Annotated in this window: 19 protein-coding genes; 13 read left to right on the top strand and 6 right to left on the bottom strand. The window is 43.6% G+C overall.

The genetic code is table 11. The features are described 5' to 3' along the window. The first annotated feature begins 77 nt into the window (after positions 1–77). From brxB to MHI44_RS02575, 6 genes are all read left to right on the top strand, one after another. Complete coding sequence (gene brxB, locus MHI44_RS02600; RefSeq protein ID WP_003226477.1) at positions 78–515, top strand: bacilliredoxin BrxB; 438 nt, start codon at positions 78–80, stop codon at positions 513–515. Between the two features lie 267 nt (positions 516–782). After that, positions 783–1,550 (top strand): arginine ABC transporter substrate-binding protein ArtP, encoded by a 768-nt coding sequence (gene artP / locus MHI44_RS02595; RefSeq protein WP_004398706.1) that lies wholly within the window; start codon positions 783–785, stop codon positions 1,548–1,550. Between the two features lie 80 nt (positions 1,551–1,630). After that, positions 1,631–2,290 carry an arginine ABC transporter permease ArtQ gene (artQ, locus tag MHI44_RS02590; RefSeq protein ID WP_003230340.1) on the top strand — a complete coding sequence of 220 codons (660 nt, stop codon included), beginning with the start codon at positions 1,631–1,633 and terminating at the stop codon, positions 2,288–2,290. Then, positions 2,283–3,005: an arginine ABC transporter ATP-binding protein ArtR gene (gene artR / locus MHI44_RS02585; protein WP_032730384.1), complete on the top strand. Its 723-nt coding sequence runs from the start codon at positions 2,283–2,285 to the stop codon at positions 3,003–3,005. Before artQ ends, artR begins: the two co-directional genes overlap by 8 nt. Positions 3,006–3,075: 70 nt before the next feature. Further along, complete coding sequence (locus MHI44_RS02580; RefSeq protein ID WP_032730386.1) at positions 3,076–4,044, top strand: aromatic acid exporter family protein; 969 nt, start codon at positions 3,076–3,078, stop codon at positions 4,042–4,044. A 51-nt stretch (positions 4,045–4,095) separates the two neighbouring features. Then, positions 4,096–4,626 carry a L,D-transpeptidase gene (locus tag MHI44_RS02575; RefSeq protein ID WP_004398604.1) on the top strand — a complete coding sequence of 177 codons (531 nt, stop codon included), beginning with the start codon at positions 4,096–4,098 and terminating at the stop codon, positions 4,624–4,626. A 19-nt stretch (positions 4,627–4,645) separates the two neighbouring features. On the opposite strand, the gene prli42 is transcribed toward MHI44_RS02575, so the two are convergent. Then, positions 4,646–4,738 (bottom strand): stressosome-associated protein Prli42, encoded by a 93-nt coding sequence (prli42, locus tag MHI44_RS02570; protein ID WP_003226489.1) that lies wholly within the window; start codon positions 4,736–4,738, stop codon positions 4,646–4,648. 89 nt (positions 4,739–4,827) lie between these two features. Between prli42 and mce the strand changes: the two genes are divergently transcribed. The 3 genes from mce to MHI44_RS02555 are packed head-to-tail and all read left to right on the top strand — an operon-like array spanning position 4,828 to position 7,899. After that, on the top strand, positions 4,828–5,250 hold the full coding sequence (gene mce, locus MHI44_RS02565) for a methylmalonyl-CoA epimerase (RefSeq protein ID WP_004399095.1): 423 nt from the start codon (positions 4,828–4,830) through the stop codon (positions 5,248–5,250). Continuing rightward, positions 5,243–6,766, top strand: a complete 1,524-nt coding sequence (locus tag MHI44_RS02560) for an acyl-CoA carboxylase subunit beta (protein ID WP_072692739.1) — start codon at positions 5,243–5,245, stop codon at positions 6,764–6,766. The genes mce and MHI44_RS02560 overlap by 8 nt, the downstream gene beginning before the upstream one ends. A 17-nt stretch (positions 6,767–6,783) precedes the next feature. After that, positions 6,784–7,899 (top strand): tripeptidase T, encoded by a 1,116-nt coding sequence (locus tag MHI44_RS02555; protein ID WP_003230352.1) that lies wholly within the window; start codon positions 6,784–6,786, stop codon positions 7,897–7,899. A 39-nt stretch (positions 7,900–7,938) separates the two neighbouring features. Here the strand turns inward: MHI44_RS02555 and MHI44_RS02550 are convergent, their stop codons facing one another. From MHI44_RS02550 to mifM, 3 genes are all read right to left on the bottom strand, one after another. Beyond that, positions 7,939–8,667: a DUF2071 domain-containing protein gene (locus MHI44_RS02550; RefSeq protein ID WP_339202811.1), complete on the bottom strand. Its 729-nt coding sequence runs from the start codon at positions 8,665–8,667 to the stop codon at positions 7,939–7,941. Positions 8,668–8,848: 181 nt separating this feature from the next. Further along, positions 8,849–9,676 (bottom strand): membrane protein insertase YidC, encoded by an 828-nt coding sequence (locus MHI44_RS02545; protein ID WP_003230359.1) that lies wholly within the window; start codon positions 9,674–9,676, stop codon positions 8,849–8,851. 30 nt (positions 9,677–9,706) lie between these two features. Then, positions 9,707–9,994 (bottom strand): membrane protein insertion/folding monitor MifM, encoded by a 288-nt coding sequence (gene mifM / locus MHI44_RS02540; protein WP_010886563.1) that lies wholly within the window; start codon positions 9,992–9,994, stop codon positions 9,707–9,709. A 72-nt stretch (positions 9,995–10,066) separates the two neighbouring features. On the opposite strand from mifM, the gene MHI44_RS02535 reads away from it, so the two are divergent. After that, entirely contained in the window at positions 10,067–11,311 is a 1,245-nt protein-coding gene (locus tag MHI44_RS02535) for a DNA polymerase IV (protein ID WP_015251756.1), read from the top strand. 109 nt (positions 11,312–11,420) lie between these two features. Then, on the top strand, positions 11,421–12,830 hold the full coding sequence (gene gndA, locus MHI44_RS02530; RefSeq protein WP_003230365.1) for an NADP-dependent phosphogluconate dehydrogenase: 1,410 nt from the start codon (positions 11,421–11,423) through the stop codon (positions 12,828–12,830). 122 nt (positions 12,831–12,952) lie between these two features. On the opposite strand, the gene zwf is transcribed toward gndA, so the two are convergent. Further along, positions 12,953–14,422, bottom strand: coding sequence for a glucose-6-phosphate dehydrogenase (zwf, locus tag MHI44_RS02525; RefSeq protein ID WP_003230367.1), 1,470 nt, complete (start codon positions 14,420–14,422; stop codon positions 12,953–12,955). A 226-nt stretch (positions 14,423–14,648) separates the two neighbouring features. On the opposite strand from zwf, the gene rnz reads away from it, so the two are divergent. Both rnz and rpmG read left to right on the top strand, forming a co-directional pair. Then, the gene (gene rnz / locus MHI44_RS02520) at positions 14,649–15,572 is read left to right on the top strand and encodes a ribonuclease Z (protein WP_080529516.1); all 924 of its coding nucleotides are present in this window, start codon (positions 14,649–14,651) and stop codon (positions 15,570–15,572) included. Between the two features lie 81 nt (positions 15,573–15,653). Further along, positions 15,654–15,803, top strand: coding sequence for a 50S ribosomal protein L33 (gene rpmG / locus MHI44_RS02515; protein WP_003226511.1), 150 nt, complete (start codon positions 15,654–15,656; stop codon positions 15,801–15,803). A 43-nt stretch (positions 15,804–15,846) separates the two neighbouring features. Here the strand turns inward: rpmG and MHI44_RS02510 are convergent, their stop codons facing one another. Next, positions 15,847–16,608 carry an alpha/beta hydrolase gene (locus tag MHI44_RS02510; protein ID WP_003230373.1) on the bottom strand — a complete coding sequence of 254 codons (762 nt, stop codon included), beginning with the start codon at positions 16,606–16,608 and terminating at the stop codon, positions 15,847–15,849. Between the last annotated feature and the right edge of the window lie 73 nt (positions 16,609–16,681).

Below are 16,681 nucleotides of genomic sequence, written 5' to 3'. Positions count from 1 at the left end.
GCGAAGCAAAGTCATTTGCCGATATGGACGTTTCCTTGCTATCATAAGAACAGATGATGAAAAAGGAGAGGTCTTCATTGAACATGGACTTTAATTTATTTATGAATGATATTGTCCGCCAAGCGAGACAAGAAATAACAGCTGCCGGATACACCGAGCTTAAAACAGCCGAAGAGGTGGATGAGGCACTTACGAAAAAAGGAACGACGCTCGTCATGGTAAACTCTGTTTGCGGATGCGCCGGAGGAATTGCAAGACCGGCAGCCTACCATTCCGTTCACTATGATAAAAGACCTGATCAGCTCGTCACCGTTTTTGCCGGACAGGATAAAGAAGCGACAGCGCGTGCGCGTGACTATTTTGAAGGTTATCCGCCATCTTCTCCGTCCTTTGCGATTTTGAAAGACGGAAAGATCATGAAAATGGTAGAGCGCCATGAAATTGAAGGCCATGAGCCGATGGCCGTAGTGGCAAAGCTGCAGGAAGCCTTTGAAGAATATTGTGAAGAAGTATAAGACGAACAACCCGGATGCTCAAAGCAGCCCGGGTTTTTTTGTGCATAAATTTCCAAGGATATATGAATAAATATTAAGGGGTTATTCAATCGGATTGTATAGTGATTTAATTTTTATCTAGTAATATCAGAAGAGATCACTGGAAAGATAAGCTTAAAGATAATTTTTAAAAATAGTATTGCATAAAAATGAGAAACTGTTTAAAATACAAATTAACGAATAAATATTCAAATACACCAAAAGTAATGAATACGGGGGAAATGGATCATGAAAAAATGGCTCTTATTACTTGTAGCTGCTTGCATCACCTTTGCATTAACTGCGTGCGGCTCAAGCAATTCAGGTTCAGAAAGCGGAAAGAAAAAATTAATTATGGGTACTTCGGCGGATTACAAACCGTTTGAATATAAAGAAGGAGATAATATTGTCGGCTTTGATGTAGAGCTGGCAAAAGCTCTGGCAAAGAAGGCAGGCTATGAAATTGAAGTGCAGGATATGGACTTCAACAGCTTAATTACAGCGCTTAAATCAAAACAGGTGGATCTCGTTCTGTCAGGAATGACACCAACGCCTGAGCGTAAAAAACAAGTTGATTTTTCCGATGTGTATTACACAGCGAACCATATGATTGTCAGCAAAAAAGACAGCGGCATTCAATCTTTGAAAGACCTGAAAGGAAAAACAGTTGGCGTTCAGCTTGGCTCTATTCAGGAAGAGAAGGGGAAAGAGCTTTCTCCGGAATATGGTTTTAAAACAGAAGACCGCAACAGAATTTCTGATTTGGTGCAGGAAATCAAATCTGACCGCTTCGATGCCGCGATTATTGAAGACATTGTTGCAGAAGGGTATTTCAAATCAAATGATGACCTGCAAGGCTTTGTGATTCCTGATGCGAAAGCGGAAGAAGCCGGTTCAGCAATTGCTTTCAGAAAGGACAGTGAACTGACAGACAAATTCAATAAAGCGCTCAAGGAAATGGAAGATAACGGAGAGCTTGAGAAATTGAAGAAAAAATGGTTCACTGGCGAGAAGTAAAAAAAAGCGGCTCAACTTTTTCGTTGAGCTTTTTTATTGAATAGGAAACTTTTTTCCTGTAAGAAAAGGAGACAAAGGCTATGAATTTGGATTTTTCAGCAACGATCCCCCAAATTCCTTTTATATTAGAAGGCTTGGCAATTACATTAAAAATTGTTGTTGTATCTGCTATTATCGGACTTATACTCGGTATTGTGCTAAGCTTATGCAAGATCAGCACATTCCGCCCGTTTATCTGGATCGCTGATTTTTATACATCAGTGTTCCGAGGCACGCCTTTAGTGCTGCAGCTTATGATTGTCTATTTTGGCCTTCCTCAGCTGCTCGGATTTCAAATTGACCAGTTTTGGGCTGCGGTTGTCGCATTGTCTTTGAATTCCGCCGCTTATGTATCGGAAATTATCAGAGCCGGAATCAATGCCATTGATAAAGGGCAAAAAGAAGCTGCTGTTGCACTCGGTGTCCCGTATGGAAAAATGATGAAGGATCTGCTGCTGCCGCAGGCCTTCAAAAATATATCACCTGCAATTGTGAATGAATTAATTACGTTAACAAAAGAATCGGCGATCGTCACCGTCATCGGGCTTGGTGATGTCATGAGACGCGCATATCAAGCTGGCGCCGCCACTTACAATTACCTTGAGCCGCTCATTATCGCGGGATTGATTTATTATGTGCTTGTCCTGATTTTAACGTTTATCGGCAAGGCTGTAGAAAGGAAGCTGAAATCCAATGATTAAGGTTGAAAAGCTGTCAAAATCATTTGGGAAACACGAAGTATTAAAAAACATTTCAACAACAATCGCTGAGGGTGAGGTTGTTGCCGTGATCGGTCCTTCAGGCTCAGGCAAATCAACGTTCTTACGCTGTTTAAACCTGTTGGAAAAGCCTAACGGCGGAACCATTACAATAAAAGACACAGAGATTACGAAGCCGAAAACCAACACATTAAAGGTCCGGGAAAACATCGGGATGGTTTTTCAGCATTTTCATCTCTTTCCGCACAAAACGGTTCTCGAAAACATCATGTACGCGCCTGTCAATGTAAAAAAAGAATCAAAACAGGCTGCACAGGAGAAAGCTGAGGACCTGCTCCGCAAAGTCGGTTTGTTTGAAAAGCGAAATGACTATCCAAACCGTTTGTCTGGCGGACAAAAACAGCGTGTCGCGATTGCCAGGGCTCTTGCGATGAATCCGGACATCATGCTGTTTGACGAGCCGACCTCCGCCCTTGATCCAGAGATGGTCAAAGAAGTGCTACAGGTGATGAAAGAGCTGGTCGAAACCGGCATGACCATGGTGATTGTCACACATGAAATGGGCTTCGCAAAAGAAGTGGCAGACCGTGTGCTGTTTATGGACCAAGGAATGATTGTCGAAGACGGCAATCCGAAGGAATTTTTTATGTCGCCAAAATCCAAAAGAGCGCAGGACTTTTTAAAGAAAATATTATAGAATATAAAAAAGAAGAAGGCTGGCCGCCTCTTCTTTTTTATTGAAGAAACAAATAGAAATGGAGTCCGACATGTTTAAAATTGGTTACCGCACAACAAAGACCGCGCTTGGAACAGCTTTGGCTATTTATATAAGCCAGTTATTGCATTTGCAAAACTTCGCATCAGCAGGAATCATCACCATTTTGTGCATACAAATCACACAAAAACGGTCGCTCCAGGCCTCATGGGCCCGCTTTGCGGCATGCTGTCTGGCAATTGCTTTTTCTTATCTCTTTTTCGAGCTTATTGGCTACCACCCGTTTGTGATCGGAGCGCTTCTTTTGATATTCATTCCGATAACGGTTCTGTTAAAAATTAACGAGGGTATCGTCACCAGTTCTGTTATTATCCTTCATTTATACATGTCCGGCGGCATTACGCCTACTTTCATCTGGAATGAAGTTCAGCTGATTACGGTCGGCATCGGCGTCGCTCTATTGATGAACTTGTATATGCCGAGTCTTGATCGGAAGCTGATTGCTTACCGTAAAAAGATAGAGGATAACTTTGCTGTCATTTTTGCAGAAATCGAACGGTATTTGTTAACTGGTGAGCAAGATTGGTCAGGAAAAGAAATTCCGGAAACGCACCAGCTCATTACGGAGGCTAAAAACCTGGCATATCGAGATGTGCAAAACCACATTTTGCGTTACGAAAATCTGCATTATCATTATTTTAAAATGAGAGAAAAGCAATTTGAAATTATTGAACGCCTTCTCCCTAAAGTGACATCGATCTCCATCACGGTAGATCAGGGAAAAATGATCGCTGAATTTATTCATGATTTGCGGGAGGCGATACACCCTGGGAATACAGCGTATAAATTTCTGAAAAGACTTGCTGACATGAGAAAAGAATTTGAGGAGATGCCGCTTCCTGCGACTAGAGAGGAATTTGAAGCGAGGGCCGCTCTCTTCCATCTTCTCGGCGAAATGGAACAATATTTAGTGATTAAAAGTTATTTTAAAGGAATAAAAGCGCAAAAATCACTCGGATGATTCGCATGAGCTCTTCCTTCATTGGTCAACCTAATGAAAAAGGAGGAGCTTATGCGTTTTTTCTTATGTTCGATTTTCATGATGATTTCACCGATTTGGCCGCTCGGCGAAAATCCGCTGCCGGGTGATCCGTATGTTATTGTCAACAAGCGAACAAATGAACTTGCTGTTATCCTCGACAACAAAGTAGAAGGCGTGTATAGTGTGGCGACTGGAAAAACAGATGATTTGACGCCTGAAGGAGAGTTTTCGGTAACGGTAAAAGCGGAAAATCCTTACTACAGAAAGAAAAATATTGAAGGGGGATCTCCTGATAACCCGCTTGGGGCAAGATGGATCGGATTTGATGCGAAAGGAACGGACGGGCGGATTTATGGAATTCATGGGACAAACCGAGAGGAATCAGTAGGGAAATTTGTGTCTAACGGCTGTATACGTATGCATAACGATGAGGTTGTTCATTTGTTTCAAACGATACCAGTAGGAACGAGAGTGCTGATCACGGACGACAACCGCTCTTTTGAGGAGATTGCCATCGAGCATAAAGCTCTGATAAAAAAGCAGGATATTCCCATTGAATAAGGCGCCTGCTTTTTTATCGTTATAGAAACATGACGATTCCTGAGAGTACAGTTGAAAGAATAAAAACTCCCAAAATCACGATCAAAACGCTTTTCATCAGTTTTTGAGACATGATTTTCACTCCTTAAACAATCTGTCTATATTTTAGCGTGTTTTGAATGGGCGGACAAGCGATATCTATTAGCGAAAGCAGGGATGAAAATGAACAGGCTTGACCATATCGGGATAGCCGTTTTTTCGATAAAAGATGCAAGAAGCTTTTATGAAAATGTATTGGGGCTTGCATTTCTTCATCAAGAAACGGTTGAAGAGCAAAAGGTGAATGTTGCTTTTTTTCAAGCTGGTAGCGTCAAACTTGAGCTGATAGAGCCGTTGACAGCTGACAGCCCCGTCCATTTATTTTTGGAGAAGAAAGGGCAAGGACTGCATCATATTGCGTTTTTGTGCAACTGCCTATCTGAACAGCTTCAAGCATTGTCTGACCAGCATGTTCAATTGATTGACAGGTTTCCAAGACAGGGAGCGAACGGGAAAAAGATCGCGTTTATTTCCCCTCGGGAAACAAACGGTGTTCTTGTAGAGCTTTGTGAACCGAAAGGAGACCAACACAATGAACATGAATGAGCACATGGATCATTTATACACGAAACGCAAGCAGGCAGAAGAAGGCGGAGGACGGGAAAAGCTGGCTCAGCAGCGGCAAAAGGGCAAGCTCACTGCTCGGGAAAGGATCATATTTCTTCTAGATCAGGACAGCTTTATCGAATTACATCCCTTCATGGAAAGTCAAGTGTTAACAAGAGAACAGCGCATGTTAGGGGATGGGGTCGTGACAGGGTACGGCACAATTGACGGCCGCTCAGTTTATGTATTTGCGCAAGACTTCACAGTGTACGGAGGGGCGCTTGGCGAAACCCATGCCAGGAAAATCTGCGCTTTGATGGATCTGGCAGCAAAAAATAAGGCGCCGATTATCGGGCTGAATGACTCAGGTGGTGCGAGAATTCAAGAGGGTGTGTTATCATTAGATGGATACGGTCACATATTTTACCGAAACGTCTTATATTCCGGAGTCATTCCGCAAATATCGGTTATTTTAGGGCCGTGCGCTGGAGGCGCTGTATATTCTCCGGCACTCACAGATTTTATATTTATGGCTGAACAGACCGGCCGGATGTTTATTACCGGCCCGAAGGTGATTGAAAAAGTGACAGGGGAACAGGTTGATGCGGAGAGCTTAGGCGGAGCGGGGATACATAATGCCGTCAGCGGAAACGCCCACTTTTCCGGACATACGGAGAAGGAGGTTCTGACAGGGGTGAGAAAACTGCTGTCTTATTTGCCGCTGAATGGCCGGACAACAGAGCCAAAGCCAGAGAAAGAGGCGTCCAGACCGTTATTAAACCGTCTAGTGCCTGCTGACACGACAAAGCCGTATGATGTTCGGACGGTGATTAAGGAGATGGCCGACCCGCAGTCTTTTTTTGAGATTCAGCCATTTTTTGCGAAGAACATTGTCATTGGGTTTGCAAGGCTGGGTGAAAAAACAATCGGCATCGTGGCGAGCCAGCCGAAGCATCTGGCGGGAAGCTTGACGATTGACGCTGCTGATAAAGCAGCAAGGTTCATCCGTTTTTGTGACGCATTTGATATCCCGCTGTTGACTGTTGAGGATGTCCCGGGGTTTCTGCCCGGTATTCAGCAAGAGCACAACGGAATCATCAGGCATGGAGCAAAATTATTGTTTGCTTATGCAGAAGCGACTGTCCCAAAAGTCACACTCATCATTAGAAAAGCGTACGGCGGCGCCTATGTGGCCATGAACAGCAAAGCAATCGGAGCGGACCTTGTGTTTGCATGGCCGAATGCTGAAATCGCAGTGATGGGTCCAGAAGGTGCGGCATCGATTTTGTATGAAAAGGAAATCAAAGCTTCAGCTGACCCGCAAAAGACGAAACGCGAAAAAACAGCGGAATACAAAAAGCAAAACGCCGGCCCATACAAAGCGGCCGCTTGTGGAATGGTCGATGACATCATTTTGCCGGAAGAATCAAGGGGAAGACTGATTCAAGCTTTTCATATGCTTGCACATAAGACAGAAGAGAGACCGAAAAAAAAGCACGGTAACATACCGCTTTAATATGGAGGGACTTACAAATGGTGAATGAAAAACGCCTGCTGGAAGAATTTTTAGAGCTTGTCCAAATTGACTCAGAAACAAAGCACGAAGCTGAAATCTGCAAAGTGCTGAAACGAAAATTTTCTGATTTAGGTGTGGACGTTAAAGAAGACGATACAATGGATATCACGGGCCACGGAGCCGGTAACCTGATTTGCACGCTAAAAGGGACAAAACAAACAGATACGATCTATTTTACATCTCATATGGACACAGTTGTACCCGGAAACGGCGTAAAACCAGTTGTAGAGAACGGTTACGTCAAAACTGACGGCACGACGATTTTAGGCGCTGATGATAAAGCGGGATTGGCTGCAATGTTTGAGGCGATTAAGGTGTTGAAAGAAGAAAACATTGAACACGGCACGATTGAATTCATCATCACAGTAGGGGAAGAATCGGGTCTGATCGGAGCGAAGGCTCTTGACCGTTCTATGATCACTGCATCCTACGGCTATGCTCTTGATTCAGACGGAAAAGTCGGAAATATTATTGTGGCCGCGCCGACACAGGCGAAGGTAAGAGCGGCAATTTTCGGGAAAACCGCGCACGCCGGGGTTGAACCTGAAAAAGGCATTTCAGCGATTACAATCGCTAGCAAAGCCATTTCAAAAATGCCATTGGGCCGTATCGATGAAGAAACAACAGCTAATATCGGCCGGTTTGAAGGCGGCACACAAACAAACATTGTGTGCGACGAAGTTCATATTCTTGCTGAAGCGCGCTCTTTAGTTCCTGAGAAAATGGAAGCTCAGGTTCAAAAAATGAAAGCTGCTTTTGAAGAGGCAGCTGCTGATATGGGCGGACGCGCAGAAGTCGAAATTGAGGTTATGTATCCGGGCTTTAAATATCAAGACGGCGACCAAGTTGTTGAAATCGCGAAAAAAGCGGCTGCTAAAATCGGACGTCCAAGCGAGCTGCAAACGAGCGGCGGCGGAAGCGACGCGAACGTAATCGCTGGTCATGGCATCCCGACGGTCAATCTTGCTGTCGGTTATGAGCAAATCCATACAAAAAATGAAAAAATGCCGATCGAAGAGCTCGTTAAAACGGCAGAAATGGTTGTTGCCATTATTGAAGAGGCTGCAAAATAAAAAAAGAAAACCCGAGTGCGATTTCCCGCATCGGGTTTTTTAGCTCCATTTCCTAAGCGGCCAAAATAACACATCCTGTTTTTTAGCGTAATGAAGCAAGGGGTCTGACTCCGGCAATGTAATGCCGTGAGCATCAGTCACCGTATTGACTGAAATTTCCGCTTCGGCGTTTTGCAGCAGCCATGGATGATGATGGATGTCTTCGTAATAGAGTTTGCTCTGATTGGTAGTATAGAGTCTATACCGTTCTGTCAGCCAGTAATCGAGCGAATCCTTTTCTGCTGTAAAAGGCGCTGAAATGGGCCGGTATGCGGCGTGGAATGCTGCTTCTTTGTCATTTTTCCGCTTGCTGACATAGTCAATGGCATCACCGTTTTTTTCGGACTTCATATCCGCGTAAAAATAAGGCAGATGAAAGAATGTGCGAGCGCCAAGGACCGCCAGACGATGATCGGCATCTAAGCTAAAAAAATAAATGCCGGGCTTGCCTTTATACGTGACATAGGTGCGGAGGTTAAGCTCAGGAAATGCACGCGCACCGGGAATGACAGGAAGATAACGCGCCCTCAGGTTCGTGAGCATAAAGGGAAGCATGCTGATCCAAGCTTGCCCGTTATATGTATCTAATTCTAAAACGGACGGTACCAAAGCGCGAAGGATAGAAACATCAACAGGCCAGTGGGCAAATAAGACATCATTCCAGGTTTGTCTCATGATCCAGATTCCATCAGGTACAGAAATATTTTTTTGCTGAAAGCGTTCCGTCAACGTATATGCTCCTTTCGGTTGGAGGTGAGTAAAGGTATTCCCGATTTCCTTCTTTTTAAACGATACGGCTATTTTTTAGGATGGCCATTTCTGCTTCAGCCATGATAAACAAGACTGTTTGGCGCGGTATGCTTTGCAAGTAACAAAAAACAACCCCGGCTTTTCGCACGGGGTTGCTTTTTTATTTCACCGACTCAGTAAGAGCGGCTGTTTTTTTGCTTTTATGATGCGTCATCTGAAGGACGATGTTTTGCACTGTCAAAAACAGTCCGCTTGTAAACCAGTACAGCGGAAGGGCTGCCGGAACATTAAGCGAGAAAATCGTCATCATCACAGGGAAGATGAACACCATCAATTTTGCGGATTGCTGCGCCGCAGGGTTTTGCGGGACAGCGGAATATTTCGCGCTCAGTTTTTGAGCGATATAGGCTTGGACAAAATACATAATCCCTGCACTAAGGGACATGAGAATATCAGATTGCCCTAAACTGAACCATAGAAACGAGTGTGACGCAATTTCAGGTGTTGAGCGAATCGCGTAATAAAGCCCAATCATAATCGGAGACTGAATCAGCATTGGAAGACAGCCCATCGCAAGCGGGTTGATATTATGCTCCTGATACAGCTTCATCATTTCCATTTGCAGCTCTTTTTGCTTTTCCGGGTCCTTCGTCTTTTTCAACTTAACCTGGATACTGTCAACCTGAGGTTTAATAACGGCCATTTTCTCTTGGAAGATGCGCTGTTTTTTGAACTGATTGACAAACAAAGGCAATACAACTATACGCACAATAATGGTTACGAGGATAATAGAGAGTCCGTATTCTCCGTGAAACAGCCCGGCAACACCCTTAAGCAGAGCGGAAAACGGTTCGATTAAATAATCGTGGAAAAAACCTACGTTGCTGAGGCCTCCCACCTGATTAGTCGCTGCAAATGCAGCATTGCCCGAGCATAATACGATCAAAAAGATACCCATAGCCAAAAGTTTTTGATATGTTTTTAACAATTTTGTTCTCCTCCTTTTTATAAATGCGGTTTATAAAAGAAGAGAACCGGCGTCTTCCTCATCGTTCACAGGCGAATTCATGCGGAAGACTTTACGTATCCAAGTTGTAATGCGATGATATATAATAATAAGAAAGTCTGTTCGGTTAATGTGAAAGACCGTCTGATGTTCATCTGTTCGTTTTGATTTCCATTGCTCGCCCGCACGGCACTCCCGTAAGAGAAATGCAATCCCGATTGCCGTTAGAGCAGGAAGAATAATTGTGAAAAAATCGACTAAGAATAAAACGTCATTTATCGATTCCACAAACATTGTCATCACATCCATTCAATAGCTTCATTTTACTATATGTACAAGCTGTTGTCTAATGACCGAAAAGGAGATTTGTTTATGCCGGGAAAGAGCCGAATTATTTTCCATATTGATATGAATAGCTTTTATGCGTCGGTTGAAATGGCATATGATCCGGCTCTCCGGGGAAAGCCGGTCGCAGTTGCCGGAAACGTAAAAGAGCGAAAGGGCATTGTGGTAACATGCAGCTATGAAGCAAGAGCGCGCGGCGTCAAAACAACGATGCCGGTTTGGCAAGCGAAGCGTCATTGTCCTGAGCTCATCGTTCTTCCGCCGAACTTTGACCGCTATAGAAACTCTTCACGAGCGATGTTTACCATTCTTCGTGAATATACTGACCTGGTGGAGCCTGTCTCTATCGACGAAGGCTATATGGACATGACCGATACACCATACAGCAGCCGCGCTCTAGAGACGGCAAAAGAAATCCAAAGCAGGCTGCAAAAAGAGCTGCTGCTCCCGTCAAGCATAGGGATTGCGCCGAATAAATTTCTCGCTAAGATGGCGTCTGATATGAAAAAACCGCTTGGAATTACGATCTTAAGAAAGAGGCAAGTGCCTGATATCCTGTGGCCGCTTCCTGTTGGAGAGATGCACGGAGTCGGCAAAAAGACAGCGGAAAAACTGAAGGGACTCGGCATCCATACAATCGGAGAGCTAGCTGCAGCTGATGAACACTCGCTGAAGCGCCTGCTTGGCATCAACGGTCCGCGCCTTAAAAATAAAGCAAATGGCATTCACCATGCGCCGGTTGACCCGGAGCGCATTTACGAATTTAAAAGCGTCGGCAACTCATCGACACTTTCCCATGATTCCAGTGATGAAGAAGAGCTGTTAGGCGTCTTTAGAAAGCTTGCCGCTTCTGTGAGTGACCGTTTACAGCGCAAGGAAGTCATGGCTTCGAAGCTTTTTATTATGATTAGATATGCGGATTGGAAAACCATCACAAGAAGCACTACGCTGAGAAACCCGATTGATCAAAAAAATGACATTTTGAAAGAAGCGGAGCACCTCTTTTTTAAACATTGGAATAAAAATCCTGTCAGGCTGCTTGGCATTACCGGAACGGATTTAGTAGAAAAAGAGCAGGCCTATAAACAGCTCGATTTGTTCAGCTTTAATGAAGATGCGAAGGATGAGCCCATTCAGCAGATGATGGAAAAGCTGAATAAAAAGTACGGTACCAAACTGATCAGAAAAGGGGCAACGTTAAAAAAAGAGGAGAGCAAAACAAAGGGAACAAGCTTTAATAAAGATTTTTTTCAAGATGAAAAGAAAAGCTGAATCGCTTGAAAAAAAGGGTGAATGTATGGTAATTTCTTTATTATAAATATCATTTTATTTTAATTTAAATTTTAAAATGATTAAACGTTTGCAGAAGGGACGTTAGAATATGTCAAAACAACAAATCGGCGTTATCGGACTTGCGGTCATGGGTAAAAATCTGGCTTTAAATATCGAAAGCCGGGGATTTTCTGTTTCTGTTTACAACAGATCAAGCAGTAAAACTGAGGAGTTTTTACAGGAGGCAAAAGGAAAAAATGTTGTTGGCACTTACAGCATTGAAGAATTTGTCCAATCCTTGGAAACACCGCGCAAAATCTTATTAATGGTTAAAGCGGGAACTGCAACAGATGCGACAATTCAATCTCTTCTTCCTCATCTAGAGAAGGATGATATTTTAATTGACGGCGGTAATACATACTATAAAGATACACAGCGCCGTAACAAAGAACTCGCTGAAAGCGGCATTCATTTTATCGGAACAGGCGTTTCCGGCGGAGAAGAAGGAGCGCTTAAAGGACCTTCTATCATGCCTGGCGGACAAAAAGAAGCACATGAGCTTGTAAAACCGATTCTTGAAGCCATTTCTGCAAAAGTTGACGGAGAACCTTGTACGACATATATCGGTCCGGACGGCGCCGGCCATTACGTAAAAATGGTGCACAACGGAATTGAATACGGAGATATGCAGCTGATCTCTGAATCATATTTCATTCTGAAACAGGTGCTGGGCCTTTCTGCTGATGAGCTTCATGAAGTTTTCGCTGAATGGAATAAAGGTGAGCTTGATAGCTACCTGATTGAGATTACGGCTGACATCTTCACAAAAAAAGACGAAGAGACAGGCAAACCGCTTGTTGATGTGATTCTTGATAAAGCAGGCCAAAAAGGAACAGGAAAATGGACAAGCCAAAGCGCACTTGACTTAGGCGTTCCGCTTCCGATTATTACTGAATCTGTATTCGCACGCTTTATCTCAGCTATGAAGGAAGAGCGTGTAAAAGCGAGCGGACTTCTTTCAGGACCAGAAGTGAAGCCTGTTACAGAAAATAAAGAAGAGCTGATTGAAGCGGTCAGAAAAGCGTTGTTCATGAGTAAAATCTGTTCATACGCGCAAGGATTTGCCCAAATGAAAGCTGCTTCTGAAGAATATAACTGGGATCTGAAATATGGTGAAATCGCTATGATCTTCCGCGGTGGTTGCATCATTCGCGCGGCATTCCTTCAGAAGATCAAAGAAGCTTACGATCGCGAGCCTGAGCTTGACAACCTGCTTCTTGACAGCTATTTCAAGAATATTGTAGAAAGCTATCAAGGAGCGCTTCGCCAAGTGATTTCACTTGCAGTTGCCCAAGGTGTGCCGGTGCCATCATTCTCAAGCGCATTAGCCTACTATGACAGCTACCGCACAGCCGTACTGCCTGCAAACTTAATCCAAGCACAGCGCGACTACTTTGGCGCTCATACTTATGAGCGTACTGACAAAGAAGGCATCTTCCATACTGAATGGATGAAGTAATCAATAGAAACCCCCGAAGCTCTTAAGCTTTGGGGGTTTTGTTATTAAGGAGATTGTTATACCTTTGTTCAGCGTAAAAAAGCCGAAAATGCTTGTAAACATTTTCGGCTTTTTTCTTCTTATTATATATTCCACCAGTGTAAGCCGTCTTTCACCAAAAGATCATCAGATTCTTTCGGTCCCATTGAGCCTGATTCGTAGTTAGGAGATAAGGTTTTGTTTGCTGCCCATGTTTCAGAAATAGAGTCGACAAAGCTCCAAGAAAGGGCAACTTCATCCCAGTGTGCAAAGTTTGTTGCATCGCCAAGAAGACAGTCGTGAATTAGTTTTTCATATGCTTCAGGGGTGTTCAACTCGTCATTGCAATTGCTGCAATAATCGAGTTTGATTGGCTGTGCGTGTGCTGCTCCGCCAAGCTTTTTAGCATTTAAGTAAAGCGTAATGCCTTCGTCAGGCTGAATATGAATGACAAGCAAGTTCGGATTCATGTTGTTTTCATTACCGTAGTACAGGTTCATCGGAATGTCCTTAAATTGAACGACAATTTTTGTGGACTTTTCTTTCATTCGTTTTCCGGTTCTGATGTAGAATGGAACACCAGCCCATCTGAAGTTGTCGATCAAGAGCTTGCCGGCAACAAAGGTTTCTGTATTGGAGTCAGGAGCGACATTATCTTCATCTGTATAAGCAGGAACCGGTACACCGTCAATTTCACCAGCTTGATATTGTCCGCGCACAAAGTATTCATCCACTTCGTCTTTTGCAATAGGACGCAGTGCTCTCAGCACCTTCACTTTCTCGCTGCGGATTTCTTCTGTGTTCAATTTGATAGGCGGCTCCATTGCAAGAAGGGCAACCATCTGCATAATATGGTTTTGCACCATGTCGCGAAGGGCGCCTGATTTTTCGTAATATCTTGCGCGGTCTTCAACGCCTAGTGATTCGCTAGATGTGATTTGAATGTTTGAAATGTAGCGGTTTGTCCAAAGCGGTTCGAAAATCGCATTGGCAAATCGAATCACTTCAATGTTCTGAACCATTTGTTTGCCTAGATAATGGTCGATTCTGTAAATTTGATCTTCCGTAAATGCTTCGCGGATTTCTTTATTCAATGCCTGTGCGCTTGGCAGATCATGGCCGAACGGTTTTTCGATGACAAGGCGGGACCAGCCGGTTGTAGCTGTTACACCCTCTGATTTTAATGTTTTTGCAATCGTTCCGAAGAATTCAGGAGCCATTGCCAAGTAGAACATTCTGTTGTTAGGAATTTGATATGTATCTTCCAGCTGGTTAAGCAATACGTTTAGCTCTTGATAAGAACCAGGGTTTGTCACGTCAAACGGGTGATAGTAAAAATGAGACGTGAAATCATCTATATGCTTATCTGCAGATGAGGAAATGGATGTTTTAACAGTTTGGCGAAGATCCTCATTAGACCAAGGTCTTCTTCCAACTCCTACCACTGCAAACTCTTCTCCGATTTGTCCGTTTTGATATAAACGGTGAATAGACGGATACAATTTTCGTTTTGCTAAATCTCCAGTTGCACCGAATATGACAATTACTGCTTTTGGTTGTTGGTTTGTTTTCACTAAAAGTACCTCACTTTATTCGAAGCTTTATTTTAGTACACCCCGTATATTTCCTTCATTTTAAATCTAAAATTCAACGAAAGCAAACATTTAAGCCCTTTTTTAAGCAGAATGCTGAAAAAATGTTTCTAGCACGAAAGGATTGTTCTTTTCAGAGGCAAGATTCACATTTTCCGCTTGATCCTGTATTCTTGTAGGTATCTGGTTCTAGTAGGAGGAAGGAAACGTGGAATTACTTTTTTTAGGGACGGGAGCCGGCATCCCCGCCAAGGCGAGAAATGTAACGTCGGTGGCATTAAAATTGCTTGAAGAAAGGCGTTCGGTATGGCTTTTTGACTGCGGGGAAGCCACACAGCATCAAATTTTACATACAACGATTAAACCTCGTAAAATAGAGAAAATCTTTATTACACACATGCACGGCGATCATGTATACGGACTTCCGGGGCTTCTGGGGAGCCGTTCCTTTCAAGGCGGAGAGGACGAGCTGACAGTGTACGGACCTAAAGGGATCAAGGCGTTTATTGAAACAAGCCTTGCCGTCACGAAAACCCATTTGACATATCCGCTTGCGATCCAGGAAATTGAAGAAGGAATCGTGTTTGAGGACGATCAGTTTATTGTCACAGCGGTATCTGTTATTCATGGAGTGGAAGCCTTCGGGTACCGTGTGCAGGAAAAAGACGTACCGGGTTCCTTGAAGGCTGACGTATTAAAAGAAATGAACATCCCGCCCGGACCTGTATATCAGAAAATCAAAAAAGGCGAAACGGTAACGCTTGAAGACGGACGAATCATCAATGGGAATGATTTTCTGGAGCCTCCTAAAAAGGGAAGATCTGTTGTGTTCTCCGGTGATACGAGAGTAAGTGACAAACTAAAAGAGCTTGCGAGGGATTGTGATGTGCTTGTTCATGAAGCAACCTTTGCTAAGGAAGACCGTAAACTTGCTTATGATTATTATCACAGTACAACGGAACAAGCGGCTGTAACAGCGAAAGAAGCAAGAGCGAAGCAGCTCATTTTAACCCATATCAGCGCAAGATATCAGGGAGATGCTTCTTTGGAGCTTCAAAAAGAAGCGGTTGACGTTTTCCCCAATAGCGTGGCGGCATATGATTTCTTAGAGGTAAACGTCCCGCGAGACTGAAGGCGGAGCTCTTATTTGACAATTTGTGATGACGTTGTATAATAAAACGTAATCATTACGCTTTATAAGGAGATGTTAATTATGAGAGTAAATGTTACTTTAGCCTGCACTGAAACGGGAGACCGAAATTACATCACAACAAAAAATAAACGCACCAATCCAGACCGTTTGGAGCTGAAAAAATATTCACCGCGTTTAAAGAAATATACCCTTCACCGTGAAACAAAATAATATAAAAGACCGGGAATCCCTTACGGCCCGGTCTTTTTTTACGTTAATTGACTGCCTGGTAAAGAGGAGCGGCCTGCTGGCACGCTGCGCACCATACGTCATAAATAGCCAAGTGAACGATATGAGGTTCATCATGATGGATGTTGTGGGAGCTGTTTTTAGCTTGAATCCAGCCGCTTTGGTTAGATAGAGACAATATGCTGCTGTGCAAGTTTTGCCACTCCTGTTCAGCAGCGAATTTCTCAGTCCGTTCTCCTGATGACAACACAAGAAGAGGCATGTTTCCTAAGTGGACTTGCCGCTTTTTGAGCTCCTGCAGACTTTTTGAAAACTCTGCATGTGTGCCCTCAAGCATCATCTTTCTCGTATGTGATTTGTGCATTTCTTCGGGTATAAAGGTAAAGCTGGCGCAATCGCCTAAAGCTGGGTCAAGAAGGACCATGCCGATAATATCATGCTTGTTTTTGCAGGCCCATAAACCGGTGATGACAGCTCCGTATGAGTGTGAAACAGCCAAATAAGGAGGTTTTACATCAGCTGCTTTAAGCAAACTCTCCAATTCTTTCACTTGTTGATCAGCTGTTCGTTTAGCTCTGCTTTGCCCGCTTTTTCCTATGCCTGCCCGATCATATGTGAAAATGCCAAATTCATCATCAATGTCCGCCATTAATGGTTTCCACGTCTCAGAAGAAGTACCATAGCCGGCCTCAAAGACAATCGTTACACCGCTTGATCCTTTCCGGTGCTGTGTATGAAACGCACATCCGTCAATTGTATATGTCTTTTCCATCCAAGCTGATTTCATTGGAGTCATCTCCTCTAATTGGTTCTACTAGGGAGACGGAGAACCTTAGCCGATCGTTTCTCTAAAAATAAAA

The organism is Bacillus sp. FSL K6-1366 (assembly GCF_037976695.1).
Taxonomy (GTDB): domain Bacteria; phylum Bacillota; class Bacilli; order Bacillales; family Bacillaceae; genus Bacillus; species Bacillus subtilis.
The sequence above is the reverse complement of the archived record's forward strand: the minus strand, read 5'-3'. Positions and strand labels throughout refer to the sequence as shown.

Coding starts and splice junctions, on each gene's coding strand:
- MHI44_RS02555 (WP_003230352.1), top strand. CDS start 6,784: ATGGTGAATGAAAAACGCCTGCTGGAAGAATTTTTAGAGCTTGTCCAA.
- artP (WP_004398706.1), top strand. CDS start 783: ATGAAAAAATGGCTCTTATTACTTGTAGCTGCTTGCATCACCTTTGCA.
- MHI44_RS02580 (WP_032730386.1), top strand. CDS start 3,076: ATGTTTAAAATTGGTTACCGCACAACAAAGACCGCGCTTGGAACAGCT.
- gndA (WP_003230365.1), top strand. CDS start 11,421: ATGTCAAAACAACAAATCGGCGTTATCGGACTTGCGGTCATGGGTAAA.
- mifM (WP_010886563.1), bottom strand. CDS start 9,994: ATGACAATGTTTGTGGAATCGATAAATGACGTTTTATTCTTAGTCGAT.
- artR (WP_032730384.1), top strand. CDS start 2,283: ATGATTAAGGTTGAAAAGCTGTCAAAATCATTTGGGAAACACGAAGTA.
- prli42 (WP_003226489.1), bottom strand. CDS start 4,738: ATGTCTCAAAAACTGATGAAAAGCGTTTTGATCGTGATTTTGGGAGTT.
- MHI44_RS02560 (WP_072692739.1), top strand. CDS start 5,243: ATGAATGAGCACATGGATCATTTATACACGAAACGCAAGCAGGCAGAA.
- rpmG (WP_003226511.1), top strand. CDS start 15,654: ATGAGAGTAAATGTTACTTTAGCCTGCACTGAAACGGGAGACCGAAAT.
- MHI44_RS02535 (WP_015251756.1), top strand. CDS start 10,067: ATGCCGGGAAAGAGCCGAATTATTTTCCATATTGATATGAATAGCTTT.
- MHI44_RS02510 (WP_003230373.1), bottom strand. CDS start 16,608: ATGAAATCAGCTTGGATGGAAAAGACATATACAATTGACGGATGTGCG.
- MHI44_RS02575 (WP_004398604.1), top strand. CDS start 4,096: ATGCGTTTTTTCTTATGTTCGATTTTCATGATGATTTCACCGATTTGG.
- artQ (WP_003230340.1), top strand. CDS start 1,631: ATGAATTTGGATTTTTCAGCAACGATCCCCCAAATTCCTTTTATATTA.
- mce (WP_004399095.1), top strand. CDS start 4,828: ATGAACAGGCTTGACCATATCGGGATAGCCGTTTTTTCGATAAAAGAT.